This is a genomic window from Campylobacter sp. FOBRC14, assembly GCF_000287855.1.
GTDB classification, from domain to species: Bacteria; Campylobacterota; Campylobacteria; order Campylobacterales; family Campylobacteraceae; genus Campylobacter_A; species Campylobacter_A curvus.
Window position 1 is genome coordinate 78,428 of the sequence record NZ_ALJJ01000018.1, and the last position, 26,028, is coordinate 104,455.

At 44.8% G+C, this 26,028-nt stretch carries 27 protein-coding genes; 8 read left to right on the forward strand and 19 right to left on the reverse strand.

Features of this window, described 5'->3' with window-relative positions; genetic code table 11:
• Positions 1-101: 101 nt before the first annotated feature.
• From HMPREF1139_RS09340 to HMPREF1139_RS09350, 4 genes are all read left to right on the forward strand, one after another.
• Complete coding sequence (locus HMPREF1139_RS09340; RefSeq protein WP_009651319.1) at positions 102-1,646, forward strand: inorganic phosphate transporter; 1,545 nt, start codon at positions 102-104, stop codon at positions 1,644-1,646.
• Between the two features lie 135 nt (positions 1,647-1,781).
• Complete coding sequence (locus tag HMPREF1139_RS11915) at positions 1,782-2,033, forward strand: flavodoxin domain protein (RefSeq protein WP_009651435.1); 252 nt, start codon at positions 1,782-1,784, stop codon at positions 2,031-2,033.
• 18 nt (positions 2,034-2,051) lie between these two features.
• On the forward strand, positions 2,052-2,399 hold the full coding sequence (locus tag HMPREF1139_RS11920) for a flavodoxin (RefSeq protein ID WP_269479238.1): 348 nt from the start codon (positions 2,052-2,054) through the stop codon (positions 2,397-2,399).
• Positions 2,400-2,403: 4 nt separating this feature from the next.
• Positions 2,404-3,114 (forward strand): DUF4405 domain-containing protein, encoded by a 711-nt coding sequence (locus HMPREF1139_RS09350; protein WP_011992343.1) that lies wholly within the window; start codon positions 2,404-2,406, stop codon positions 3,112-3,114.
• On the opposite strand, the gene mnmH is transcribed toward HMPREF1139_RS09350, so the two are convergent.
• The 9 genes from mnmH to HMPREF1139_RS09395 all read right to left on the reverse strand — a co-directional run bounded on the left by mnmH (position 3,079) and on the right by HMPREF1139_RS09395 (position 12,409).
• Positions 3,079-4,089 (reverse strand): tRNA 2-selenouridine(34) synthase MnmH, encoded by a 1,011-nt coding sequence (gene mnmH, locus HMPREF1139_RS09355; RefSeq protein ID WP_009651306.1) that lies wholly within the window; start codon positions 4,087-4,089, stop codon positions 3,079-3,081. The two genes, HMPREF1139_RS09350 and mnmH, sit on opposite strands and share 36 nt — an antisense overlap.
• Entirely contained in the window at positions 4,076-4,561 is a 486-nt protein-coding gene (locus tag HMPREF1139_RS09360; RefSeq protein ID WP_009651223.1) for an HIT family protein, read from the reverse strand. The genes mnmH and HMPREF1139_RS09360 overlap by 14 nt, the downstream gene beginning before the upstream one ends.
• A 2-nt stretch (positions 4,562-4,563) precedes the next feature.
• On the reverse strand, positions 4,564-5,349 hold the full coding sequence (gene trpC / locus HMPREF1139_RS09365) for an indole-3-glycerol phosphate synthase TrpC (RefSeq protein ID WP_009651501.1): 786 nt from the start codon (positions 5,347-5,349) through the stop codon (positions 4,564-4,566).
• Positions 5,346-6,623: a hypothetical protein gene (locus tag HMPREF1139_RS09370; protein WP_009651307.1), complete on the reverse strand. Its 1,278-nt coding sequence runs from the start codon at positions 6,621-6,623 to the stop codon at positions 5,346-5,348. The genes trpC and HMPREF1139_RS09370 overlap by 4 nt, the downstream gene beginning before the upstream one ends.
• Positions 6,599-6,967 (reverse strand): YkgJ family cysteine cluster protein, encoded by a 369-nt coding sequence (locus tag HMPREF1139_RS09375; protein ID WP_009651403.1) that lies wholly within the window; start codon positions 6,965-6,967, stop codon positions 6,599-6,601. Before HMPREF1139_RS09375 ends, HMPREF1139_RS09370 begins: the two co-directional genes overlap by 25 nt.
• A complete protein-coding gene (locus HMPREF1139_RS09380) occupies positions 6,964-7,677 on the reverse strand; it encodes a tRNA1(Val) (adenine(37)-N6)-methyltransferase (RefSeq protein WP_009651120.1) in 714 nt (237 codons plus the stop codon). Before HMPREF1139_RS09380 ends, HMPREF1139_RS09375 begins: the two co-directional genes overlap by 4 nt.
• Positions 7,674-9,929: a vesicular transport factor Uso1p gene (locus tag HMPREF1139_RS09385; protein ID WP_009651209.1), complete on the reverse strand. Its 2,256-nt coding sequence runs from the start codon at positions 9,927-9,929 to the stop codon at positions 7,674-7,676. The genes HMPREF1139_RS09380 and HMPREF1139_RS09385 overlap by 4 nt, the downstream gene beginning before the upstream one ends.
• A 3-nt stretch (positions 9,930-9,932) precedes the next feature.
• The gene (locus HMPREF1139_RS09390) at positions 9,933-10,886 is read right to left on the reverse strand and encodes an NAD(P)-binding domain-containing protein (RefSeq protein ID WP_009651339.1); all 954 of its coding nucleotides are present in this window, start codon (positions 10,884-10,886) and stop codon (positions 9,933-9,935) included.
• A 182-nt stretch (positions 10,887-11,068) separates the two neighbouring features.
• Positions 11,069-12,409, reverse strand: a complete 1,341-nt coding sequence (locus tag HMPREF1139_RS09395) for a class II 3-deoxy-7-phosphoheptulonate synthase (protein WP_009651129.1) — start codon at positions 12,407-12,409, stop codon at positions 11,069-11,071.
• A gap of 303 nt (positions 12,410-12,712) precedes the next feature.
• Between HMPREF1139_RS09395 and rarD (HMPREF1139_RS09400) the strand changes: the two genes are divergently transcribed.
• Genes rarD (HMPREF1139_RS09400) through HMPREF1139_RS09415 form a run of 4 tightly spaced genes read left to right on the forward strand, consistent with a single transcriptional unit; the run spans position 12,713 to position 15,805 of the window.
• The gene (rarD, locus tag HMPREF1139_RS09400) at positions 12,713-13,597 is read left to right on the forward strand and encodes an EamA family transporter RarD (RefSeq protein ID WP_009651239.1); all 885 of its coding nucleotides are present in this window, start codon (positions 12,713-12,715) and stop codon (positions 13,595-13,597) included.
• Positions 13,594-14,466 carry an EamA family transporter RarD gene (gene rarD, locus HMPREF1139_RS09405; protein ID WP_009651264.1) on the forward strand — a complete coding sequence of 291 codons (873 nt, stop codon included), beginning with the start codon at positions 13,594-13,596 and terminating at the stop codon, positions 14,464-14,466. The genes rarD (HMPREF1139_RS09400) and rarD (HMPREF1139_RS09405) overlap by 4 nt, the downstream gene beginning before the upstream one ends.
• Positions 14,463-15,341 carry an EamA family transporter RarD gene (rarD, locus tag HMPREF1139_RS09410; protein WP_009651397.1) on the forward strand — a complete coding sequence of 293 codons (879 nt, stop codon included), beginning with the start codon at positions 14,463-14,465 and terminating at the stop codon, positions 15,339-15,341. The genes rarD (HMPREF1139_RS09405) and rarD (HMPREF1139_RS09410) overlap by 4 nt, the downstream gene beginning before the upstream one ends.
• On the forward strand, positions 15,338-15,805 hold the full coding sequence (locus tag HMPREF1139_RS09415) for a hypothetical protein (RefSeq protein ID WP_009651117.1): 468 nt from the start codon (positions 15,338-15,340) through the stop codon (positions 15,803-15,805). Before rarD (HMPREF1139_RS09410) ends, HMPREF1139_RS09415 begins: the two co-directional genes overlap by 4 nt.
• A gap of 567 nt (positions 15,806-16,372) precedes the next feature.
• On the opposite strand, the gene HMPREF1139_RS09420 is transcribed toward HMPREF1139_RS09415, so the two are convergent.
• From HMPREF1139_RS09420 to HMPREF1139_RS09465, 10 genes are all read right to left on the reverse strand, one after another.
• Entirely contained in the window at positions 16,373-17,425 is a 1,053-nt protein-coding gene (locus tag HMPREF1139_RS09420) for a glycoside hydrolase family 3 protein (protein WP_009651283.1), read from the reverse strand.
• The gene (locus HMPREF1139_RS09425) at positions 17,422-18,312 is read right to left on the reverse strand and encodes an NAD(P)H-dependent glycerol-3-phosphate dehydrogenase (RefSeq protein WP_009651238.1); all 891 of its coding nucleotides are present in this window, start codon (positions 18,310-18,312) and stop codon (positions 17,422-17,424) included. The genes HMPREF1139_RS09420 and HMPREF1139_RS09425 overlap by 4 nt, the downstream gene beginning before the upstream one ends.
• Positions 18,313-18,340: 28 nt before the next feature.
• A complete protein-coding gene (gene gatB / locus HMPREF1139_RS09430) occupies positions 18,341-19,765 on the reverse strand; it encodes an Asp-tRNA(Asn)/Glu-tRNA(Gln) amidotransferase subunit GatB (RefSeq protein WP_009651478.1) in 1,425 nt (474 codons plus the stop codon).
• A 97-nt stretch (positions 19,766-19,862) separates the two neighbouring features.
• The gene (locus HMPREF1139_RS09435; RefSeq protein ID WP_009651173.1) at positions 19,863-20,540 is read right to left on the reverse strand and encodes a F0F1 ATP synthase subunit A; all 678 of its coding nucleotides are present in this window, start codon (positions 20,538-20,540) and stop codon (positions 19,863-19,865) included.
• A 104-nt stretch (positions 20,541-20,644) separates the two neighbouring features.
• Positions 20,645-21,406, reverse strand: a complete 762-nt coding sequence (locus HMPREF1139_RS09440; protein WP_009651262.1) for a TSUP family transporter — start codon at positions 21,404-21,406, stop codon at positions 20,645-20,647.
• A 732-nt stretch (positions 21,407-22,138) separates the two neighbouring features.
• Positions 22,139-22,675, reverse strand: coding sequence for a superoxide dismutase family protein (locus HMPREF1139_RS09445; RefSeq protein ID WP_009651317.1), 537 nt, complete (start codon positions 22,673-22,675; stop codon positions 22,139-22,141).
• 54 nt (positions 22,676-22,729) lie between these two features.
• On the reverse strand, positions 22,730-23,494 hold the full coding sequence (locus HMPREF1139_RS09450; protein ID WP_009651186.1) for a TIGR02757 family protein: 765 nt from the start codon (positions 23,492-23,494) through the stop codon (positions 22,730-22,732).
• On the reverse strand, positions 23,494-25,365 hold the full coding sequence (flgK, locus tag HMPREF1139_RS09455) for a flagellar hook-associated protein FlgK (RefSeq protein ID WP_009651138.1): 1,872 nt from the start codon (positions 25,363-25,365) through the stop codon (positions 23,494-23,496). Before flgK ends, HMPREF1139_RS09450 begins: the two co-directional genes overlap by 1 nt.
• Before the next feature lie 2 nt (positions 25,366-25,367).
• Positions 25,368-25,793, reverse strand: a complete 426-nt coding sequence (flgN, locus tag HMPREF1139_RS09460) for a flagellar export chaperone FlgN (RefSeq protein WP_009651437.1) — start codon at positions 25,791-25,793, stop codon at positions 25,368-25,370.
• A gap of 15 nt (positions 25,794-25,808) precedes the next feature.
• Positions 25,809-26,012: a flagellar biosynthesis anti-sigma factor FlgM gene (locus HMPREF1139_RS09465; protein ID WP_009651324.1), complete on the reverse strand. Its 204-nt coding sequence runs from the start codon at positions 26,010-26,012 to the stop codon at positions 25,809-25,811.
• Positions 26,013-26,028: the final 16 nt, after the last annotated feature.

Genomic DNA, 26,028 nt, shown 5'->3' on the forward strand with positions numbered 1-26,028 from the left:
TTCAATTATATAGCAAAAGGGCTAAATTTCCGTCCGTTAAATTCTAAAAACTTTAATAAATTTCAAGTTATAATTACGCTAACCTACCAAAGGAGACACGTTTGTTGCGCGATAACTTGCTAGCTCTATTTATTTTCATCGTCTGTAGCGTCGGATTTTTCGTTTGGGGATACCAGTATATCCCGACAAACAACTTCGTTTTATTCCTCATTGCCGGTACATTTGGCCTGTTTATGGCGTTTAATATCGGCGGTAACGATGTCGCAAATAGCTTTGGCACGAGCGTGGGGGCTAAGACGCTCACGCTTAAACAAGCGCTGGTCATCGCAGCTATTTTCGAGCTTAGCGGCGCGATATTTGCGGGCTCGGAGGTAACGGACACTATACGAAACGGCATCATAAATTTTCCGATCGACACGCTAAATCCTATGATATTTGCGGCCATAATGATCTCGGCTCTTTTAAGCTCCGGACTTTGGCTGTTTTACGCGACCAAAAGGGGCCTACCCGTATCCACGACGCACTCTATCGTGGGCGGCATCGTGGGTGCGGGGCTGGTGATGGGCTATACGACTTACGACAGTTCAAAGGCCCTTAGTATGGTCTCTTGGAGCGAGATAGGCGGCATAGCCGTGAGCTGGGTCATCTCGCCGTTACTTGGCGGGGTGATGTCGTTTGTCATTTACGGATATATAAAAAGGAGAATTTTAGAGCCGACGCATGAGCTAAAGGCCTCGCTAAAAGCGCTAAAATCAGAGCGCAAAGCCTACAAAGAAAATTTTATAAAATCGCTTAGAAGCCACCCGGCAGAGGAGCAGATAGCCACCCTCTCACGCATCGCACTCATCGACGAGGACGAGATAGAAAACGCCGAATACAGCGAATATCGCTCCCGCATAAGGGCGATGAAAGAGAGCGAAAAGCGTGTGGATACGTTTAGCGCGATGAAAAAGCATATCCCGTTCGTAGCGGGCTTTGCCGCGATGATAATCTCCGGGATGATGCTCTTTAAAGGGCTTCAGCATCTAAATTTCAGCTTTAGCGCCATACAAACCATCTGGATCATCTTTGTCATCGGCGCGCTAGCCTATCTCGCGAGCTTTGCCATCATAAACGTGATGAGTAAAAACGATAGCGAAAAGAGCATAAATAAAATTTTCTCATGGTTTCAGATATTTACCGCCTCCTCTTTTGCATTTTCACACGGCGCAAACGATATCGCAAACGCCGTTGGTCCATTTGCGGCGATACTAGACGTGCTAAAGACAGGCTCCATAAACGAGTCCTCGCCGATACCTAGCGTAGCGATGGTGACCTTTGGTATTGCACTGATAATCGGGCTTTGGTTCTTAGGCAAAGAGGTCATCACGACTATCGGGTCAAAGCTGGCTGAAATTTTACCTACGACGGGATTTAGCGCGGAGCTCGCGGCTAGCATCGTCATACTCTTTGCCACCAAGCTTGGTATACCCGTTAGCTCGACTCACATCTTGATAGGAGCGGTGCTTGGCATCGGTATCGTAAATAAAAATGCAAACTGGAAAATGGTAAAACCTATCATCCTCGCCTGGCTCATCACGCTACCAGTCGCTGCTATATCATCAGGCCTATTTTATGTGATACTAAAAAATATCCTGGCACTTTAGCCTCTGCGCTCAGCTCGGCTTTCATATCAAAATATAAAATTTTGTAGGATTAGGCAAGGATTTTGTAGGATCGTTCTACTCATGACTATCAAATTTTAGGCATAATCTTTTCAAATAAACTTAGAAAGGTTTAAAATGAAAAGAATAAGCTTGGCTTTACTCCTAGCCATCGTTTTTGCGGTATTTGGCTGTGCCGATACATCGGCTCAAACTGATCAAAATTTAAGAGGCAAAAAGGCGCTCGTGGCATTTTTCTCAAGGGCGGATGAAAACTACGATGTCGGTTACGTAGCCAAAGACAATACGCAAATTTTAGCCCAAATGATAGCCGCCAAGATAAACGCCCCGCTCTTTCATATCCAGACTATAAAGCCTTATCCTAAATAATACAAGCCAACGACTGATATCGCGAAACAAGAACAGCGCGAAAATGCCCGTCCAGAGCTCGGCGCAAAGCTCGAAAACATGGACGGATACGACGTGATATTTCTTGGCTATCCTATATGGTGGAGCGACCTGCCGATGGCAGTATATACATTTTTGCAAAGTTATGATTTTAAGGGCAAGACGATAATCCCCTTTGCCACGCATGAAGGTAGCGGACTTTCAGGCACGGATAGAAATATCGCTAAAGCAACCGGCGCAAAGGTATCGACACCTCTTGTGATGCAGGGTAAAATAGCGCAAAATTCACAAGATGAAGCGCAAAAAGAGGTGGAAAGCTGGCTAAAGAAATTAGGCTTTATAGACTGATTTTATGCCAAATCCTCTAAAATTTAAAAACCTAAGCCGCAAAACACACATAAGAAGCACTCTTGCTTTTATGATGATATGCGCTCTTGTGGCTTTGATGTCATATAAGCGCATCGGCGAGGCGACTCATGAAATTTTGGGCATTTCGATGATAACTCTCGTCTGCTTTCATTGCACGCTAAATTTACAGTGGCTAAAATCAGCATTCAAAACTCGCCCGAAACTTAGTAAAATTTTAAGCCTTAGCATAAATTTAGCGAGCCTTATCTGCCTGCTCGGGCTACTTTTTAGCGCCCTATTCGTCTCAAAATACGTTTTTAGCTTCTTAGGGCTTCATAACGGCGCATCTACGGCCAGGACGGTGCATTTGCTAGCGGCGTATTGGGGCTTTATGTTTATTTGCCTACATATCGGGCTTCATATCGATACGCTTACAAAAATGACTTCAAGCACGCTTAAGAGAAACGGCATTTTTATGAAATTTTGCCTTAAAGCCCTATTTTTCGTAACGGCGATATACGGGGCGTATGCTTTTTATAAAAGATATATCGGCGCTTATATGCTTTTGAAAAATGAATTCGCATTTTTTGACTTTGGTGAAAATTTGGCTTTGTTTTTCGCAGATCATATCGCCATGATGACGAGCTTTGCGCTTTGTGGCTACCTGGCTCAAAAACTGCTAAAAAGGCTTGATACTCTCTCGTATCTGCCTTAGTCTTGCTAAAGCCTCGTCAAAATCATCGGAATTTATCGTGATATCGATCTTTTGATTTTTCTTATAGACCTTGTCGTAGTATTTGACGAGCAAAATTTCACTCACCTTTGCCATATCGCCAAGCTCGTAAGCGCTTATCGCCTCGCTCTTGGCCTCGCGTGAGATAAATGGCGAAATTTTATCCATACACTCATAGAAAAACTCGCTTTTAACGCCTTTGTAGTCGCTCATTATACACTCTATGCGCTTGTTTAGGCTAGCTTTTACCTCCACGCAAACGCCACCTCGCATAGCCTCATAAAGGCTGGCGGGTAAATTTAGCGAGCCTATCTTACGACTTTCGCCTTCGATGAAGCAAACTTCGTTTTTAAGCCCGCTAAGCTGCTCGAAAAGCTCGTCCTCAAAGTGTTTTTGGCTTGGTTGAGCACCGTTTATAGCGCCAAATACCGAGCCTAGATGATTTGCCATCGCTTCAAGGTCGATAGACGGCTCAAGCGCCCTGATGAGCTTTGTTTTATAGCTTCCCGTATTTCCAAAAAGCGTGATAAATTTCGTCTGCAAGGGCGCAGCAAGCTCGTTTAAAACATGAGCGCGAAAGCTCTTGTATCCACCTTCAAGGCGCACCACGCGGTATCCTATCATACTAAGCACCGAGCCAAGCGATAAAGACCTCATGCCGCCTTTAGCGCAGTAGATGCCTACCAGCGAGCCTACCTTACACGCGCTATAAACCTCGTCGATGACGTTTTGCAGGTTTGAGCAGACGTATTTAGCGCCAGTTACTTTCGCCAGCTGCCTGTTTTGTTTATAGATGGTGCCGGTTTGTTTGTATTGCTCGTCGTTTAGAGCGTATAAATTTCTGGCGTTTTTTATGTGTGAGTAGCAAAATTCACCGGGAGATCTGGCGTCGATTAGAATTTCAAATTTATCCCGCTGCTCTAGCCATGCCTTGACGCCAAGCTCAACTAACGGCACTAAAGGCCTTTTTCAGCTTTTCAAAGAGCGGATGGAACGGTACGCCATTTACGCGCACGTCGGCTATGGTGGTGATAAAATTCGTATCCCTGCTCCAGCGCGGCACAAGGTGATAATGCACGTGCTCGGCGATACCAGCACCGGCTGCACCGCCTAAATTCATACCGATATTCACACCCTCAGCCCTTAGCTCGCTCTTTAAAATTTTGACCCCTTCACGCACGAAATGGCTCATCTCCAGCCACGTCTGCTCGTCTAGCTCCTCGATCTTGTCGGTATGCTGCAGAGGTATCACCATGAAATGCCCCGGTGAGTAGGGATATAGATTCATTATCCCAAAGCACCTCTTGGCGCGGAACAAAACTCCGTTTTTATCGTCGTCTTGCGGACTGGCTATGACCCCGCAAAAGACGCAACCCTCTTTTTTCGCGCTGAAATATTCGCTTCTCCAAGGTGCACAAAGATGCTGCATAACTAGCCCTCCTTTATATTTTTGACGGCAGTTTTTATATCTTCTTGCCTCATGAAATGCTCCCCGATCAAGAAAGCATCGACGCCGATCCTGTTTAACTCTTTAAGCTGCTCGTGCTCGTATAGACCGCTTTCGGCGACTATTATCTTGCCGTTTGGCAAAAGCGGTATCAGCCTCTCGCAAAGGCTCATATCCATGCTAAAATCATCTAAATTCCTGTGATTGATGCCGATTATATTTGCACCTGCAAAGATCGCTTTTTTCACATCCTGAGCGTCGTGAGTCTCGACTAAGACCTCAAGCCCCAGATGATGCGCGTAAGCTAGCAGTCCTTTTAGCTCCTTGCTAGAAAGCGCCTTTGCGATGAGTAGTATGAAGTCGGCTCCATACACTAAAGCTTCTAAAATTTGATACTCGTCTACGATGAAATCTTTTCTTAAAAGCGGCGTGGCCGTGTAGCGGCGTATCTGCGTGATATACTCTATGTCGCCTTTAAACCAATGCGGCTCGGTAAGCACGCTGATCGCATTCGCTCCGGCATCTTCATACTCTTTTGCTATCCTTATAGGCTCAAAATTTTCACGTATCACACCTTTGCTCGGGCTTGCCTTTTTGACCTCGGCGATGATACGAAGCGGCTCTTTAGCGCTTGAGCTTAACGCGCTTGCCACGTCTCTTGGAACGTAAGGATTATACGCCAGCGATCTGCCTAACCACTGCGCAGGATAGTCACTTTTGCGCTTTTTTAGATCCTCTTTCGTCCTTTTTATGATCTCATCAAGTATCATTTTTTAAGCCTTTTGTTTAAATTTATGATACAGCGCTCAATGAGACGTAAATGCTCTTTGGCTTCGGGAGCGTTTTTAAAATCCACATCCTTCATCGCCTGCACCATATACTCTTTGGCTCTGTTACACTCGCCAAGCTTGAAGTATCCCCACGCCAGCGAGTCTTGATAATAAGGCGAATTTGGCGAAATTTCAAGCGCACGTTTGACTAGCTTCACGCCCTTTTGCGCGTCTATGTCATGATCTATGAGTAAGTAGCCGTAGTAGTTTAGATAAATTTCATTATCAAGCTTCGTCACGCTGGCTTCAAATTTATCTATAATGTCATCAAGCTTTTGCTTGGTCATATCTTTTGCGTTCATTTCGTATTCATACATCGCCATTTTAGCTAGGAAATTTAGATCGCGGCTGTCGTTATACAGCTTTGCCGCAAGCACGTATGCATCGCCGAAATTTCCCATCGCAGCGTAAATTTCCATTAGCATCGCGTCGTTGTAGCTGTGCTTTTTGAGAAACTCCGCCGCTCCTTTGTAGTTTTTCTCATATATGAAAATTTGCAAGACTTTATCAAGATATGAGCCCTCTCTGGTTATGTCATAAAGCTCCTCGTAAAGCTCGATGACCTTTGGAAAATTTGCACCCTGCGAGTATATGTCGGCTAACAGCTCGCAAGTTTTCACCGTGCAGCCAAAATCTCTACGGAAATTTTCAAGATATCTTACCGCCTCTTTGAGATTGTCCATGCGGTTTAAAAGCACGTCCACCACGCGTAAGAGATTTTCCTCGTTGCTGTTTAGCGCGTATGCCTCTTCAAAATACTTTAACGCTGTCAAGCTTTCGTTTTGCATCATGCAAATAGTGCCTAATATCAAGATATTTTGGGCGTTAGGCTCTTTTTTGACTAGCTCTCTCATCAGCTCTCTAGCCTTAGAAAGATCGTTTTTATTGACTAGGCTGGCTACCTTGATGCGTATGAATTCGCTATCGTTTTTAAGCACGTTTTCGCCCTCTTTCATGAGCTCATCCAGGCCAGGATCCGCCGAAACGAACGCGAGTTTGATCGCCTCTTTTAGATAGGTGTTTTGCTTGGTTTCGTTATAAAGCGACCTGTAAGTCGCGATAGCACCGCTTGCATCGGAGTTGTTTTGCTGCATCAAGGCCTGCAACAAGCGCAGATTTATGTTTTCGTTGTCAGCGCTTGCCTGAGCCGATAAATTTTGCGCGTAAAGGGCAAGAAATATGATATTTATTATAAAAATTTTACGCCAATGCATTCTTTTTTAAGTTCCTTTAAATTTTTCTTAAAATAATCCCAAAACGGGAAAGTGGCACACTGAGACGGCCGCAGCTCGTAGACGGAGCAGTTTTTGTCTCGCTCGTCAAAAAATATGCAGGCGTATCCGTCATCATAAATTTTCTCCTTGAGGCTAAATCTCGTACCGACTTTGATCAAAAATTTTTGCTCGAAAGCCTTTTTGTCTATCCCAAAATGCTCGCAAAATTTGGCTATCTCGCTATCGTTTATCCATATATAGCCGCTTTCTCCTGTGCAGCACTTCCCGCCGCACTCACCGCAAAAGCCAGGGTCGAATTCATAACAAAACCCGTCCGCCCTCATGCGCTCGCCTCTTTGTAAATTTCGCTTTTCGTGGCGGCCTTGGCAAAAATTTCCGCGGCCTCTTTAGTGTAGCCGTTTTCATCCATCATCACAAGAGGTGGTAAAATTTTAGCCTTTGAGCGAGAGCCCTTTTTGGCATGCACTAAAACCAAATTTGCCGCTTTTTGCGCCTTGGCATGCACAAATCTCAGCGAAACGGGCGCTAGTCTAAACTCTTTTAGCGCTGCGAAAATTTCAGCCACTTCAGCCGTATCGTAGCAAAAAAACAGCTCGCCTTTTGGCTTTAAATTTGCATTTGCACCGGCTATAAATCCACACAGACTAAGCGCGCTTGCGTATCTGCTAAGCTTTAGATGCTCCACCGCGCTTTGCTTTACGCCGTCGTGATAAAAAGGCGGGTTTGAGACGATGAGATCAAATTTCGTCTCGCTTCTAAACCCAGCAAAGTCTGCGTTTAAAATTTTAGCCTCTAGTCCGTTAGCCCTAGCATTTTGCCTTGAAATTTCAAGATTTATATCCTGCACGTCAAGTAGGCTCAAGCTAGCGCCTTTAAAATCGCGCTTTAAAAGTAGCCCCAGCACGCCGCACCCACAGCCCACGTCGAGCACCTCGCCCTTGAACCAGGCATTGAGCCGATCTTTGATGAAGCCATAAAGCACGAGTGTGTCGCTGTTGTAGCGATAGCCGTTTTCAAGCTGCGCCAGCCTCATCTATACACCTTTATCACGAAGCCGCGTGTGACGTCTCTTACGATGACCTCGGAGCTAAAGCTGATACGTGCGAAATCGCCGAATTCATCTTTAATAAGCTCCGCCGCAGCCATCGCACGCTCTTTACCAACGCCGTAGTTCACGTAGTTGTTCAGCCTGCCAAGGTCGTCTTTTTTGATGCCTTGAGCGATACTGCTAGGTATGACGAAATTTCGCTTATCGACGATAGGGATTATCTCGTAGATATAGTTCGAGTTAAAGCGCTGCAAAAATTCGCTCACTCTGTTTTTGCACATTATGCTTATCTTGTCCTTGGCGTCCATGTCATCACACTGCAGGCTGGAGATCAGCACGAGCTTGGTCGGAGTCTCGGGCTTCGTAGTCGCTTGAAGTATCGTTTTTAAATTCACGTTTTCGTTTTCCAGCTCGTCTTGCCTGTTCAAATTTTGCTCGATATCTTTTTGAAGCTCGACGATCTGGGCATTCACCTGCTCTTTAGAGCCGCTGGAGCTTAGCTGATTTATCTTTAAATTCAGCCTTTGTATCGTCTTGTTACTCTCGTTTAGTGCGCTTCTTGTAGCGTCAAGTTCGTTTTGCAAGGCGATCAGGTTTTTGACGCCGCTTTTGTTGCTGTCCATGAACATCAGCGAAGTATCGACGATCTTTTTTTCGAGCATATTTATCTGCTGGCGCAAAATTTCGTAGTTTTGCATGTCGATCTTTAGCGTTCGTCTTTGCATTTCAAGCTCGTTTTGCTTTGCGGTCAGTTTGGCGTTTAGCTCGGTGACGTTATTTTCTAGATTTTTGATGCTAGCGTCCTTGCTACCAAGCTTTTGAGTGAGCGTTTTCAGGCTCTCGTCCGTACTGCTTATCTTTTGATTTTGAGTGCTTATGGTCGCGTTTTGCTCGCCTAAAATTTTGATATTTTTCATATTTTTGTCATTTAAAAGCGCCAGCTCTTTGTTTGCGTTTTTCAGCGCCTCGTTGCTAGTAGCCAGCTTTTGGCTAAGCTCCTTTATGCTGGCGTTCGCGTCGGCGTTTTGAGCCAGAAGCTTTTTGGCTTTAACCATGCTCTTTTCAAGCTCTTTTTTGAAATTTTCTATCGTCTCTTGGCCACTCTTTAGCTCGCGCTCGGTTTTTAGATTCTTTTGTTTTAGCTCGTCAAAGCTCTTGTGCAAAGTCGCCAGGCTCGCGTTCAGCTCTAAATTTTTACCGCTGTAATTTTCCACCGCGAGATCTTTGCTGTTTAAATTTTTCTTTATCTCGTTAAGCTCGAAAGTGCTGTTTTTTAGCGCATCCTGACTCGCTTCAAGCGCACTTTGAAGGTCTAAAATTTTATTTGACTTTTTAGACAGCTCGTCCTCCATCGTCCTTTTTTGCATCTCAAAGCCATCATTTAGAGTCGCCAGCTCTTTTTCGTGTGAAAATCTAAGCGTCCTCATATCCTCACTACTGGCTGCGAGCTCAGTTTTTAGCGCGTCAAGCTCCTTTTGTTTTTGCTGATTGAGGCTTTGGCTGCCTTGCTCAAGCTGCTCAAGCGCAGACGTTTTTTGCGAAAGTTGCTCTTTTAGCTGGGTATTTTGTTTATCTAAAGCCGTGAAATTCGCCTCGGCGGTATCTTTAAATTTTGCAAATTCATCGTTTAGAGCCTTTAAATTTTGCTCGTCGTGCGCCTTTACATCGTTGATCGCATTTTCAAGATCGACTATCTTTTTTTCATAGCCTTTGGAGCTTTCTATCATGTCAGCTTGCGCTTCATTCAGGCGTTTTGTCAGGGCTTGGATATTTTCAAAATGCTGCGCCTCGAGCTCTCCTAGCACCTTTGAGTTATGCGCGACGATCTCGTTTTTCTCCTCGTCCGTCACCTTTTTCATCTGGCTTATCTTGCTTATGAACTCCAAATTTTTCTCGCTCATATCGACATTGTCAGCGGCTAAAATTTCATTTTTTTGAGCCAGTTCGCGGACTAAATTTTGAAGCTCCTCGACATTTGAGCTCAGCGGCTTGTCGTCTTTTGCTACGAAATTTTGAGTGTAGCTTTTGGGCGTGATGTATCCGCCGTATTCGTAAAGATCGTCTTTGCTGATGTATTTTTGCTTCTCTTCTTCAGGAAGATTGTCAAAGGTGATGTTAAAGATCGTCTGATTGCTCTCACCGCCAGCACGGATCACCGGGTTTTCAAGCACGAACCAAGCTCCGCCAAACCCGAGCAAAACGCAAAAAACGGCAAGTAAAATTTTAGAAATATCCAAATCCTAGCCTTGGGCGAGTATATCTTTTAGCACAGTGTGTGCATGATTTAGCGCGACCACGATAGAGCCGCCGTTTCTTAGCACTATGTCGCCGCCTACGTAAAGGCATTTTATGTTGCTTTCAAAATTTTCATTGACTAAAGGCGTGCCCTTTTCATCTGTGGCGATGCCGCATTTTTGTAAAAAATCTATCGGGCTTGAGCCACCTATGGCGTAGACGACGCGGTCATAAACGCGAATTTTATCATTTGCATAATGCACCCTTACGCGGCCTGACTCGTTGTCGATCTCTTTTATGTCGTGATTTAGGCGGACCTTTATCTTGCCAAGCTTTTCAAGCTCCCAAAGCGCGCTTAAATTCGTATCATTCACGCGATTAAATTTATCTTTTCTGTATGCAAGCGTAGTTTTATTGTATTGACAAAGCTCTATGGCGTATTCGACCGCGGAATTTCCGCCGCCTACGACGACGACCTTCTCGCCGTTGGTGCAGTTATCGAGATTGAAATTTACGACATTGTTTAATGACGGCGGGATCTTGTAGTCCGGCTTATTCGGACGTCCCATCTTGCCGATAGATACCATCACGTTTTTGGCTTTATAGTCCGCAGATGCCGTCCTAACATGAAAGAGATCGCTCTCTTTTTTGATGCTTTCTACTTCGGAGTTGAAAAAAGCTTCGATCCTCTCGTCGTCTAAAAGCTTGTCAAAATAATCAAGCGTGCTCTCTTTCGTACCGTCTTCAAACGACACTACGCCGTGGATGGTGCTGTCTTGGCCTTTGTATTCTTTATCTACGCGTTTGTTGTCTTTGTAAAATTTACGTATCGTTTGGCTATGGTTGTCGCCTTTTTCGAGCAATAAAACATTATGCAACCCACTTCTTTTAGCCTCGACGACCGCGGCTATACCACAAGGTCCGCCGCCTACGACGATGAGATCATAAACATTTGCCATCGTATCTCCAATCAATAATTTTCTTTAATTTTGTTTTAAATCTATCCAAATTTAGATTAAAATTTAAGAAATTTAGCGTGAAATTCAAGCTTCAAAGCAAGCAAAAAGATGAATTTTAGCCTCTTAAAAGCCAAGCCTTTTTGAGACGGCAAAGCTTTACTGCAAGCCTAAATTTCCTAAATTTAGGCCTTTTTTAAGAGATCGGCCATCAAAAATGCAAGCTCCAAAGCTTGATCGGCATTTAGACGTGGGTCGCACTGTGTTTCGTAGCGCTGTTTTAAATTTTGCTCGGTTATCTTTGAGGCTCCGCCCGTGCACTCCGTGACGTCCTGTCCCGTCATCTCAAGGTGCACGCCGCCTGCGTGAGTGCCCTCGGCGCGGTGGATCTCAAAAAAGCTCCTGACCTCGCTCATTATCTTGTCAAATTCGCGTGTTTTGTAGTTGTTTGAGGTCTTTACGGTGTTGCCATGCATAGGATCGATGCTATAAAGGATATTTAGCCCCTCACGCTTTAGCTCGCGTAAAATTTTAGGCAAAATTTTCTCTATCTTTTCAGCGCCCATGCGTATGATAACATTTAGTCGTCCCGCTTCGTTTGCGGGATTTAGCCTGTTTGCAAGGGCGATCACGTCCTCGGCAGTGGCGGTAGGGCCGATCTTTACGCCAAGTGCGTTTTTCACACCGCTTAAAAAATGCACATGCGCATCATTTACGCCGCGGGTGCGCTCGCCTATCCAAAGCATATGCGCCGAGCAGTCGTACCAGTCGTTCGTGAGGCTGTCTTGTCTGGTCATCGCCTCCTCATACGGTAGTAAAAGCGCCTCGTGCGAGGTATAAACGGCGGTTTGATTTAGCGTAGGAGTGTTTTGCGAGGTGATACCGCAAGCCTCCATGAAAGATAATGTTTTTGTAAGCTCGTCGGCTAGTTTCGCGTATTTTTCACTGATCTCGGGCTTTTTAACAAAGCCTAAATTCCACTTATGTACCTGATGAAGATCCGCCAAACCGCCGCGTGAAAATGCACGAAGCAGGTTCATCGTCGATGCACTTTGATAATAAGCCTCTATCATGCGCTTTGGATCGGGCACGCGGGCGCTCGCACTAAATTCAAAGCCGTTTATTATATCGCCGCGATAGCTTGGTAGTTTTACGCCGCCTACTTCCTCAAAATCGCTGCTCCTTGGCTTTGCGAACTGACCTGCGACGCGTCCCAGCTTCACGACCGGGCAGCCGCCGGCAAAGGTAAGTACTATCGCCATTTGCAGCAAGACTTTGAACATATCGCGGATATTGTTGGCGTTAAAATTTGCAAAGCTCTCGGCGCAGTCGCCGCCTTGAAGTAAAAATGCCTTGCCCTCGCAGACTTTGGCCAGCTCTGCCTTTAAATTCCTAGCCTCACCGGCAAATACAAGCGGCGGAAGTCCTTTTAGCTTCGTCTCGACGCTCTTTAGCTCGGCGGCATCGGGATATACGGGTTGTTGCAAAATTTTATACTCTCTCCAGCTCTCACGGCTCCAGCTCATAGCGCACCTCTTTTTAAATTTAAATCCCGATTATATCACGGCAAGCTTAAATCAAAAAACCATTGCTGACACTTATCATATTAGCTTCGCAAATCTTATTTGCTCCGCAAAGCGCCGAACATATAGCACGATTTTCACAGTCAGCCTTACGACTTCCTTGAAAATCGGCGGCGATAGCGTCGCTTCATAAGATTTGACTACGCTAAACAAAAATTGAAAAAGTCAAGCAGAAATCATTAATCGCACCTTAAACATAAAAGGCATATAATCCTGAATTCAAATTTAACTCTAAGAGCAAATTTAATGTTAAAAGGCATTTTGTGTTCCGTTTTGGCCTCATTTTTGTTTGGTTGCATATACTATCTCTCCGTTTTCATGCAGCCACTTGGCGGAGAGGCGCTATTTGGATATCGTATGCTTTTCACGCTGCCTTTGATCGTGGTGGCGATATTTTTACTAAAACAAAAGCGAAATTTCAAAGAATTTTTACTCACGCTAAAGCAAAAGCCAAAGCTCATCGCCGTTTTACTGGTCACCTCCTCGATCTCGTCGTTTCAGATGTGGCTATATCTTTGGGCGCCAAGCAACGGTGCAGCGCTGAAAGTCTCGATCGGCTACTTGATACTGCCTATCGTGATGGTCATCGTCGGACGTCTCGTTTTTAAAGAGCACCTTTCAAAGATCAAGCTTTTGTCGATATCCTTTGCCGTTATGGGAGTAGGTAGCAGCCTAGTCTCAAGCTCCGGGATATCGTGGGAGAGCGCGGGCGTTTTTTGTTTGTATCCGGTCTATTTCGGGCTTAGGAAATTTTACGGTATAGCAAATTTCCCCAGCTTTGCGATCGAGATGTTTTTCATGTTTTTGTTTTCATCTTATTTCATCACGCTTGCCGATATGGACTTCGTCCTTTCTAAAAACCCTAAAATTTACTATCTTTTGGTACTCATGGGCCTCATCAGCGGCACCGCACTCATCTCTCAGATCATCTCCAGCATCCTGGTGCCCATAAACGTTTTAGGACTGCTTACGTATCTGGAGCCTATTTTTATGTTCGCAGTCTCGTTCATGATAGGCGAAAAGCTTGATGAGAGCTCTTATTTTCTGATGTTTTGCTTAAGCGCAGCTATCATTTTACTGATGATAGACAGCCTAAACAACATCAAAATTTCAAAACGAGCAACGCGATGAATACGCCTAACGAGCAAGCAAAAGGCTTCATCTACGCATTATCGGCGTTTTTGATGTGGGGATTTTTGCCGCTGTTTTTCGGCCTTTTTGGTAAAGGCGTAAGCGCGTATGAAATTTTAGCCCACAGGATCATCTGGTCGTTTGCACTGATGGCTGCTTTCTTGCTGATGTCTAAAAAGGCGAAAAATATCAAAATTTTGCTTCAAGATACGAAAACCGCAAAAATGCTCTTTCTAAGCGGCACACTGATCAGCCTAAACTGGGGCGTGTATGTCTATGCCGTAAATAATGGCAAAATTTTAGAAAGCAGCCTTGGCTCTTTCATAAACCCCTTGGTAAATATGCTCCTTGGCGTGATCATTTTTAAAGAAAAGCTAGGCAAAATGGAAATTTTTGGAGTCTGCATGGTCGTGCTCGCCGTATCCGTTCAGGTGCTTCATTTTGGCGACTTGCCGCTAGTGGCGATATTTTCGGCTTTGTCGTTCGCCTTTTACGCAGCAGTCAGGAAAAGCATCAAGATAGCCGCATTAGACGGACTTTTTATCGAGACTTTGCTGGTCGCACCCTTTGCTTTATGCTACGTTTTTTATCTCGTCGCAAGCGAGCAAAGCCACTTCGGGCTAAACCAAAATTCCATACTCTTTGTGCTCTCCAGCTTTGTCACGGTCGTGCCTCTCATGGCATTCAACGCTGCGACCGTGCGCATAAATTTAAGCACGATCGGATACTTGCAGTATCTCTCGCCCAGCATCGGCATGCTTTGCGCGGTGTTTGTCTTTGGCGAAACGCTAGATATTTACAGGCTCGCTTCGTTTTGCCTGATATGGTTTGCGCTGCTTGTCGTCGCACTAGGAAGGATAAGGCGTTGAGCGAGGAGAAAAAGGGGCTTATTTACGGTATCAGCGCATTTACGCTATGGGGCTTTTTAGTCGTCTTTTTCAAGCAGTTTGACGGCGTAAATCCATACGAGATAGTCGCTCACCGCCTCATCTGGTCGGCAGTCGTTTTGTTTTTCGTTTTACTGTGGCTAAAAAGACTTAAGAAAGCGTGGAAAATTTTACTTGATCTGCGCGTGAGCTTTTGGCTGTTTGCGAGCGGATTTTTACTAGCTTCAAGCTGGTGTATATTTGTATATGCCGTGGATGCGAGCCTTGTGTTGCAGGCTAGCCTTGGAAATTTCATAAGCCCTTTGATCTCTATTTTGCTGGGATTTGCCCTTTTAAAAGAGAAAATTTCAACCGGAGCTAAAATTTCGATCGCGATAGTCTTTATAGCCATCATGGTTCAGGTCTTTGCTATCGGCTCGCTGCCAGTTTTATCGATACTTTTAGCGCTCATAGTGGCAGCCTACGGGCTAATAAGAAAACAGGTCAAAGTGCCTGCGCTTGAGGGCTTGTTCGTAGAAAATTTACTGATCTTGCCAATAGGCCTGGTTTATATTTTCTATGTCGTCGTCTCAGGGCAAAATCACTTTCTAGCCGATCTAAACGGCGCTTTGCTTATGCTTTGCGGTCCGGTCACCATCGTGCCGCTCTTGTTTTTCACAGCCGGTGCGACGCGCATAAATTTAAGCCTTATGGGCTATTTACAATACATAAACCCGACTATATCGATGCTTCTAGCGATATTCGTATACGGCGAAAAGGTAGAATTTTATAAACTCGTGTCGTTTTGCCTGATCTGGCTAGCGCTTGGCATCATGAGCTTGCAAGGAATTTACACTTATAAAAGGAAAACACAATGAATCAAATGGAAATTTACATAATCATCGCGGTGGTGGCTGGCGTCTTGCTTTATCTGCAGATACAAAAATTTACAAAAAGGCTTGATGAAGAGGAAGCGGAATTTGGCGCTCCGCGCTCACAAATAGGCGCTTTGACACTACAAAACAGCAGCGAAAAATATCAAAAATTTTGCGATAGTATCGACGCGCATCTAAGAGAGCTAAAGCAACATGCCCTTTACGACAAAGCGCTAAAAAACGAGGATACGCAGGAGAAATTCCTAGAGGAGCTAAGCAATATCAGCAAGAAGCTGACCTTCGTGCAGACGATGAACGCAAACACCAAAGACAGCGGCAAATGGGAGAGCGAGCTGATGGAAATTTTAGGCAGGATCGAGCGGCTGGTAGATGAAAATTTCAAAGAGCCAAAAGAGACGAACGATAAAATCAGAGAGAGTCTGAAAGAGGAATTTACAAGGCTTTGAAATTTTAGTCAGTCGTCGCAAAACGCCCTTTAAATCCTTCAAATTTTTGCTATAATTGCTCTAGCACGGCAAGTGATCGCTCGAAAAATAGGAAAGTCCAAGCTGCGATAGGCTTATCGCCGTGCCTTTGTCTTCAAACGGGCGAAATTAAAGGCTTTGTTATAATAAATCATTGACGCTTGCTTCGCTTCTGCCTTGCAGTTGCAAACGAAGTAAAGCGTCCCTTTGGGCTGCGAGCAACGCGAAGCAGAAAAACCCTGTTCGCTCCAGGAGCGACCTAGCGCAGACGCGAACAAGCATTTAAAGAAATCTTTTTGCTTTGCAAAAAACTACTCAGCCCTTGCGGGCTTCCCTAATTTTTCGTTTCGTTGCACTCACGACTGCTAGCAGAACGTTACGAGTGCGTAGCACGCTCTAGCGGCGATAGCGTCGTTTCGCAAGGTTTTTACAGGGATACTGTTCGCATTATCCTGCTTTGAAAGCCGAAAATTAATGAGATATTTTAACAGAGCCTTTTAAATTTTAGCTGGCTATACAATCAAAATACATAAAATTTTACGCACTATTTCAAAGAGCGGCTTTAAGCGCCATTATACGCTTATAAGACTCGTCTATACGCTCTTTGCTTATCTTATTTTCATTTATCGCATCAAGGATATACTGCACTACAAGCTCGGCAGTCCTGCGTTCGCCTATCTTGAATTCGCTAAAAAGGAGAATGTCACCGCCAGCGTTTATAAATTTTATGATCTTTTCCTTTAAAGGCCCGTCTCCAGCGCCTTTCATCAGCATGTCGTCGCTGATGACCACGCCGTCATATTTAAATTCTCCGCGCAAAAGATCGCCTATGATCTTTTTAGACAAGGTCGCGGGATTGGCCTCGTCAAGCTCTTTTACATACAAATGCCCGACCATGATGAGCTTGGCTCGGTTCGTACTTATGGCGTCACGATATGGCAAAAGCGCCTCTTTTGTCAGCACGACTTCGCTTTTACTTTTATGCGAGTCCTCTTTTGAGCCGCCGTGACCCGGGAAATGCTTTAGCGTCGTGATGATGCCATCTCTTTTGAATGCGTCCATAAAGGCGTTTGCATAAAATATCACTTTGCTTGCATTTTCGCTAAAAGCCCGCTCTTTAGCCCCGATGATCGGCGACGCCTCATCGTGCAGATCGACCACTGGTGCTAGATCCACATTTATGCCGCTTTGCTTTAGCTCATCGGCCATTTGCTCGTAAATTTCAGCCGCTTGCTTTATGTCAAGCGTAGCTGCGACCTCTTTCGCGCTAGGATAGGGCCCGCCAAAGCTCGCATCTTTCATACGCGTGACGTTGCCGCCCTCTTCGTCTATAGCAATGAAAATTTTAGGATTTTTATCTTTGATCGCCTTTGTCAGAGCTCGCAGCTGCGCCTTGTCCTTTACGTTTCTGCCAAGTAGCACCACGCCGCCAAAGCGCTCGTATCCTATGTCACTGAGCATAGCTCTGACACTGGCATCTTTAGTGCTAGTGCCGTTAAAGCCTACCATCACCATCTGCGAGGCCTTGGCCCTTAGGCTCACGTCCGCCGCAGATAAATTCAATGTCAAAAAGCATAAGGCGGCTAAAATTTTAAATTTCATTTGCGCCCCAGAAGCGATTTTAGGCTCTCGTAAACGTCTTTGCCCTCAAGCATTTTTACTACTTCATCGACTATGGGCACGTAGATGCCTTTTTCTTTTGCGAGCTTGCTTATCGCCCTTGCGGTGTCCACGCCCTCGGCGACCTCTCCTAGCTCATTTAAAATTTTTTCGAGCTCCTCGTTCCTGGCGATGCCAAGCCCTACGCGGTAGTTTCTAGAAAGTATGCTAGAAGCCGTCAAAAAAAGATCTCCCGCACCGCTAAGACCTATGAAAGTCTCATCCTTTGCACCAAAATATTTGCCAAATCTAGCCATTTCGACAAGTCCGCGCGAGATGAGGCTGGCGCGAGCATTGTTGCCAAGCCCTAAACCGTCGCAGATCCCGCCTGCGATAGCGATCACGTTTTTATACGCTCCGCACACCTCAGCACCGATGACATCGTCTGAGGTGTAGGCCTTGATATAGCTTGGGAAAAAGCTCGCAAATCGCGCTGCAAGGTCTAAATTTAGAGAATTTATGACAAGGGCGCAGGGTAATTTTTTCTCGACCTCCTTTGAAAAGGTCGGACCTGAAAGAAATGCTAAATTTTGCGCGCTGACATAACCTTCGTAAATTTCGTTAAGAAACCTCGAGCTTTTGGTCTCTATGCCCTTGGAAGCGACTAAAATTTTTTGTCCGTTGTTTTTGAAATTTTGCTCCAGCCACTGGGCGGTAGCCTGGGTAGGGATCGTAAAGACTAGATATTCGCAGGCTAAAGCGTCCTCAAGACTGACGAAATTTGGGATATCGCGCGGCGTCCTGGAGCTGATCACGCAGTCGTTGTTTTGCCCGAGCGCGTGAAATAACGCACTGCCCCATTTGCCCGCTCCAATCACTGCTATTTTCATTTTCGTGCCCTAAATTTCGATCTCAATCTCAAGCCAGCCTTGATTTTAAAAGCTCGTTTACTTTAGCAGGGTTGAACGCGCCCTTGCCCTCTTTCATCACCTGACCGACGAAAAAGCCAAACATCTTGTCCTTACCGGCTTTGTATTCTGCGACCTTATCGGCGTTTGCGGCTAAAATTTGATCGATTATCGCTACTATCGCCGAGTCGTCACTGACTTGCTTTAGCCCCAGCTTTTCTATGACGGCATCGACGTCTTCACTGGGATGCTCCATGAGATAGTCAAGCACCTCTTTGCCGGCTTTGCCGCTTATCGTGCCGTCTTCTATGCGCTTTAAAAACTCGATCATCTTGGCACTATTTATCGGGCTGGTCTCGATGGTGACGCCATTTTTAAGGCGTCCGTTTAGCTCCACAAGCAGCCATGTCACGCAAAGCTTTGGTGAAATTTTGGAATTTACCAGATCCTCGAAATATCGCGACATCTCGATAGTGCTTACTAAATTTAGCGCGTCATCCTCTTTGACGCCAAATTCCTTTTGATAGCGCACCACTTTCTCATCGGCCAGCTCAGGGATCTTTATCACCTCGTCATACATCGCTTTATCGACCAAAACCGGTAGTAGATCGGGATCCGGGAAATATCTATACTCGGCGCTATCCTCTTTACCTCTCATCGAGCGAGTGACCAAATTTGTCGTATCAAAAAGGCGCGTCTCTTGATAGACTTCCTCGTCGTATTTGCCATCTTCCCACGCCGCACTTTGGCGCTCTACCTCGTAGTCGATCGCCTTTTGGATAAATTTAAACGAGTTTAAATTCTTGATCTCGACGCGCGTGTAGAGCTTGCTGTCGCCCTTTGGACGGATCGAGACGTTTGCGTCGCAGCGAAAGCTACCCTCTTGCATATTTGCGTCGCTGATGTTTAAAAAGCGCAAAATAGAGTGCAGCTTTTTCAGATACGCGACCGCTTCATCGGAGCTTCTTAGATCAGGTTCGCTCACGATCTCAAGTAGCGGTGTGCCAGCGCGGTTTAGATCGACTAGACTATGATCACTTTCGTGGATGTTTTTACCGGCGTCCTCCTCGAGATGAGCGCGCGTTATGCCGATGCGTTTTTTCTCGCCGTTTACGTCTATGATGAGCTCGCCGCCCTCGACGATAGGTATCTCAAACTGCGAAATTTGATATGCCTTTGGCAAATCGGGATAAAAATAATTTTTTCTATTGAAAACGGATTTTTTATTTATTTTAGCGTTTATGGCCGTGCCAAAGCTGATCGCCTTTTTTACGGCTTCTTTATTTAGCACGGGCAAAGCTCCCGGCAATGCCAAGCAAGTCGGACAAACGTGAGTATTGGCCTCGTCGCCAAAGCTGGTAGAGCAAGAGCAGAAAATTTTCGTTTTTGTGTTTAATTGGGTATGAACCTCAAGTCCTATAACGACTTCGAACATAGATAACCTTTAATGCTTAAAATGCGAATTTAAAGGTGTATTTTATCAGGTATTTGTTTTAAGTTATCTAAAAGCCACGAAATCGTGGCTTTAAATTTCAGTGTTCTTCGATGGCTACGGCACCGGCTAGATAAACGTAAGTCAGCATCATAAAGATAAACGTTTGCAAAACGGCCATAAGAGTCAGTAGCGCATACGCAGGTAGCGGCGCAAACCAAGGCGCAAGAGTCAACATGACTAGTAAGAACAAATCGTCGCCTTTGATGTTTCCAAAAAGTCGGAAAGATAGCGAAACAATGCGCGAAAGGTGAGAGATGATCTCTACTGGAAACATCAGCGGAGCCAGCGCCTTGCTAGGGCCCATGAAATGTCCGAAGTATTTGAAAAATCCGTTCTTTTTAATGCCCTCGAAATGATAATAAAAAAACACGATGAGAGCGAGCGTAAGGGTCAAATTTAAGCTAGAAGTCGGGGACTCGAAGCCAGGTATTATGCCGATGGCGTTCGAAAAAAACACGACAAAGCCGATCGTCGCTACAAGAGGTAGATATTTTCTTGCTAAAGCCTCGCTACCAAGTGTATCGCGACCCATAGATATGACGCCCTCGAGATAAGCCTCGACGATATTTTGAAGCCCTCTTGGCACCAGCTGCATCTTAGAAGTAGCGAGCTTTGCTACTAAAACGACGATGATGGCGACAAGGCAGAAGTGAAAAGCATAAACGAATAGATGGTTGTGGTAGATCAGATCAGAAAAAAGAAACAAATCTTTCATGCATTAACCTTAAATTTATAAATTTTGACGTGATGATAGCGAAATTTTAATTAATCCTTTTTTAAGGTCGCTAAATTTTACGCCCATTGATCGAAATTTCAAAATCATTTGGCAAAATAATCGTAAACAAGCTTTAAAATCGTCGCTGCGACTACCACTAAAAACATGGCTCGGATAAATTTCACCTCTTTTTTGATGACTAAATTTGAGCCGATATATGCGCCAAGTATCTGGCCTGCGCCCATCAAGATACCGACTAGCCAAAGCACTTGCCCACCGATTATGAAAATGCCAAGCGAGACTACATTGCTCGTGAAATTTAAAAGCTTCGTGTGAGCGACCGCTTTTTTCATATTCACTCCTATGAGCGCTATCATCGCAAAGGTCCAAAACGACCCGGCTCCCGGCCCGAAAAATCCGTCATAAAAGCCTAAAATCATACCAAAAACGACGTAGAAAATTCTTTTATCCATCCTAGCCCTGCGGTCACTCTCGCCAACTTTTGGCATAAATATCGTATATACGAAAATAGCTATAAGTAAAAACGGTATGACAAGCCTTAGAAAATCGGGATTTAAAAACAAAATAAGCACCGCACCGACGCAGGCTCCGATAAAGGTAAAAACGATACCAAGACCGGCTTCTTTAAAATTTATCATCCCCTTTTTGGCAAAATTTAAAGTCGCGGTGAAGCTGCCAAACGAGCCTTGAAGCTTGTTCGTACCAAGCGCTAGATGTGGCGGAACACCCATAGCCATAATGGCAGGTAGTGTAATAAGTCCTCCGCCGCCTGCGATAGAGTCGATAAAGCCGCCTAAAAATGCAGCCACAAAAAATACGAGATACGAAAGAAGGTCAAATTCCATTTCAAGCTCTTTTTTTGAATTAAGGCACGATTTTACAAAAAAATTTATAAATTTTAGGCTCTATTACAATATTTCATTTATTTTCAGCTTTCAAAGCAGGAGAATGCGAACAGCATCCCTGTAAAAACCTTGTGAAGCGACGCTATCGCCGCCAATTTTTACTTTGTGCTACGCACTCGTAACGTTCTGCTTGCAGTTGCGAGACGAAGTCGAAGCAAAACTTCGCTACGAGGACAGGGAAGCGGTAGCTAACCGCGGTCTGCTCGCAGTTGCGAGTGCAACGAAGCGTCTTGAAAAGCTGCGAGCAACGCGAAGCAGAAAAAATCGTGCTAAGGCTTAGTTTCGCTTCGCTCGCTACTCTCGCAAGCTCGAGAACGGCTACTCGCTCCCGCACTTCTGCTAGCAGTCGTGAGTGCAACGAAACGAAAAATTAGGGAAGCCCGCAGGGGCTGAGTAGTTTTTTGCGAAGCAAAAAGATTTCCTTGAAACGCTGTTCGCGTCTGTGCTAGGTCGCTCCTGGAGCGAACAGGGTTTTTGCTTCACTTCGTTCACAACTGCAAAGCAGAAGCGAAGCAAGTGTCAATTATTTATTATAACAGAGCCAAATTTAACTCGCGCTATGACCGATAAATAAAAGAAATTTACAAAGATAAGCAAAATTTACGAAGTAATTAAATCAGATATGAAATTTAAGCGCCCGCAAAAGCGCTCATCGCCTAAGCGGGCTAAAATTTATTTGATGATCCCGCAGACCATCCTGGCTCCGCCACCGCCAAGAGCTTTAGGATTGTCGCTGTGGTTATCTCCGCCGACGTGCACCATCAAAGAGTGACCTTTTAGCTCGTCAAGGCTTTTGATCTTTGGAGCCAAGACCGGATAAACGGCGTTTCCTTCGCTATCGACGTAAAGCGCAGGCAAGTCGCCTTTATGCCCCTTGTCGTCCCATGCAAAAGAGTGCATTTTTGTATCCATCGGATCCCAGTGCCCACCGGCTTTCATGCCCAGTCCTTTTCCAGTCGCGCCGCAGTCCGGGTTTTGATGAACGTGAAATCCGTGAATTCCACTTTTAATGCCCTTAATATCCGGAAAAAACGCTACACCGTAGTTTGTCTCGACCGCTACGACTTCACCAACTTTCTTATCGCCTTTTTCGCCAAGCTCGTTCATCTCTATGACTAGATGTTTTCCGTCTTTTGGATCGAAATGATGCCCCTCGTGAGCAAACAACAAGCCGCAAAGCACGGCACTAAGTAAAACTATCTTTTTCATACTTTCTCCTTTTAAAAAGTTACTTGTTTGTAACTATATCAAAAGATTGTAAACCTACCGTTTAAAATTTCGTATGATGTTTTCCAGCTCGCCGCTTTGGCCTATGCGATAAAGTGCAAAGTCGTATTTTATGGGATCGTTAGCGTCAAATTCGCGTAGCTTTTGCGTTAGCTCGCTAACAGCCGCAAAGTCATAGCTTTTTCGCTTTATGAGTCCTAAATTTAGCGATACTCTATGCGTGTGCACGTCAAGCGGCATAAGCAGCTCGCTCTTTGGTAAATTTTTAAAAAGTCCAAGGTCGATGTCGGTATCTCTGACCATCCATCGTAGGAACATATTGTAGCGCTTATAAGGTGAATTTGGCCTATCCTCATACGCTCTGCCAAAGAAAAATTCGTATCCGTCCGAGCGGTATGGGTTGAGCGAATAGATAAATTTTATGAGCTCGTTTACGCCCTCTTGCATAAGGTCGTTCCTCTCGAAGCCTTTTTTCACCAAAGCCTCGATGTCGCCGTCTTTTTTGAGGCGCGAAAGAGTGATGAAGATCTGCCTCACGTCTTCGCAGCTTTGAAAGCGGTATTTGAAATTTTGCAAATTTAAAGCTATCGTTTTCTCGCTCTCCTCAAGCAAGGAAAATTCCAGCGAATTTAGAAATTTAACGATGAGCTTTGCATTGCCGTAAGCGAACAATGCGCATATCAAAGCGATGTTTGGCTCTTTAAATTTAGTAGCTACTTGCAGTGGATCAGCAGCCGTAAAAAGCCCGATGTCGGTATTTTTTACCAAAACATGGGCCTCAAGTAGGGCTTTTAGATCCATTATTGTTTAAGTGTCAAAAGCGTATCCAGCATCTGATCCACGGTCGTTATGATCTTTGCTGCGGCGCCGTAGCTGGCTTGAAAGCGTATGAGGTTAGTGAGCTCCTCGTTCGTATCTACGCCGCTGATAGATTGAAATTCCTCTTCCGCAGTCTTTTGCAGCGCGGTATTTGTATCGTGAGTGGTGTTGTTTGCCTCCGTATCGCTTGCGATATCGGTCGTGAAGTAGCGATAATACCCCTCTATCGTCTCGTCTCTATCAAGTGCGGTGCCATTTGAGTAAAATGTTTGTTTGGTGTATTGTAGCTGCACCATTTTGTTAGCTACTTCATTATTGCCCACTACCGGTTTTGAGTATGCCCTTATCTTGGTGTGATCTTGCGCAAAGTCGTTATTTACGCCGATGCTTTTAGCGTCCGTGCCTTTGAAAAATCTATTCACTCCAACTACGCCAGGGAAATTCGTGCCCTTATCGACAAGAGAGATGCTGTATAGCCCTTGAGCTTGTTTTGGTATCAAAGAAAAGGTGCCCTTGTTCGTCGTCTTGTCGTAGTCGTATGATGCCTGAAAATAGTCATTTACATCGTTTAGCATATTGTTATCGTTGTTGTCATCTGAGTCCGAATTAAAGTCGCTCACGATAGAATTTCCGTAAGTAGTGTCGTTCATCGTGGTAGTGCCGTTTATGTTTATCGTTTTTCTGGCGACGACATTGCCTTTGTTGTCGTATACTACGGCTTCAAAGCTGCCTTCTCTTATGCTGTTGCTAAAATTCATAAGCGTTTTATCGTCTTCAAGGTAGCTTATCTCATCGGAATTCGACCTCTCGACGGCAGACTCGGCATAGATGTTATTAGTGCTATTTATCAGCGTTTTGCTAAAGGTATCGAGATTGTCGATATATTTTTGTATAGCCCCATCGGTAAATTTTTGCTCTTTGACGTCGTAGTTTCTACCGCGAAGGTCCAGCGACGCACCGATCTTGCCGTTTGTTATCTTATCTTCCATCGGTATGCGTTTGCCGTCTTCTCGCTCGTAATAAATTTTAGTAAATTCTCCCGTATCGGTAGAGCTCATTGATAATTCGTGATAGTTTGGACCGTCTACTATATTTACGCCACCTATGTTTAGAGTGTAAAATTTGCCCTGATCAGTTATGCCCGTATCCACGGTCGCGTCGCTCTTTAGATCGCTTTTAAAGCTTGAGACGTTTACTAGCTTCGACATCGCAAGCTCGAGCTCGTCACGTTTATCGCGAAGGTCGTTTGCGTTTATCTTTATGCCCGCGTCAGCACCGGCCTCCACGCGCTGGATCTGAGCGTTTAGATTAGCGATCTGCTTTGCTAAGGAATTTATCTCTTTTATATTTATCTTTATGGTTTCGTCTACTTTGGTTTGTAGCGCATAAAGCGTCTTTGCGGACTGGCTTAAATTTGATGTCAAAACGCTCGCTTTATTCAGCAAATTTACCTTTTGAGAGCCTTCGTCCGGGTTTGAGGCGAAGTCGTTCCAAGCGCCAAAATACTCTTGGATATCTTTTATCATGCCTTTGTCGTTAAGATCGGGAAAATATTTCGTGACCTCTTGCAAAATTCTTTGTTTGTATGCTGTGTTTTCTAAATTTGACGAGGCGGTTTTGAGTCTTGAATACGTAAATTCATCATGTATGCGCTTTACGGTATCTACTTGCGTACCGGTGCCTACGCCTCCCGGGACCGTGTTCATAGCTGGCGAAGCGGACTGAACGACTCGTTGTCTTGTGTAATAAGCACTATCGGCGTTTGCTATGTTGTTACCGGTCGTGCTGATTTGCGTTTGTGCGGCATTTAGCCCGGAAACGCCCGTATTTAAAGACATAAAAATGTTCGCCATACTTAAACCCTCGTTTTATAAATATTTTTTGAATTGCCGTCTTGTCCGTATTCGCTATCATGCGTTCCAAACACTCTTTTGCTAAGAGAGTCGAAAAATTCCTTCACCACGACGACATGCTTTGCATACTCTTTGTTTTTTTCATGCAGCTCTTCAAGCTTTGAACGCATCAAGACCAATCTCTCTTTTATCTCCTCGTCGAGCACTCCGGCAAGCGTAGCCGTGCCGTTTTCTTTAGAAACACGCACTAGCTCGTTGTCTAGAGCCTTTTTTGTCGCTTCAAATTCGCGAACGAGCGCATTTTTCTTTCTCACGCTCTCATCGACGGTCGAATGTTTAGCCTCTTTTATGTTTGCGATGTCTTGAATCGTCAAATTTATCAGATCGTCAAGCTCTTTTATCGCATCGTCCAAATACTTCTTTAGCATCTATCTTCCTTAAATTTACGCGATCGTATCTGCAATAGCCTTTGCGGTTTTTGAGATATCGACCTTGTAGCTTCCATCAGCTATCGCAGCTGCGATCTGACTTACTTTGTCGCTTTGCTTTGATTGCGTGTTTTGGACAGCTTGTTCTTTCTTGACATCTGCGCTTTTTGTCAGCGTATTTGCCCCGAAACTTGGTCTTGAACCTAGTGAATTTATCATTTTACACCTCTTAAAA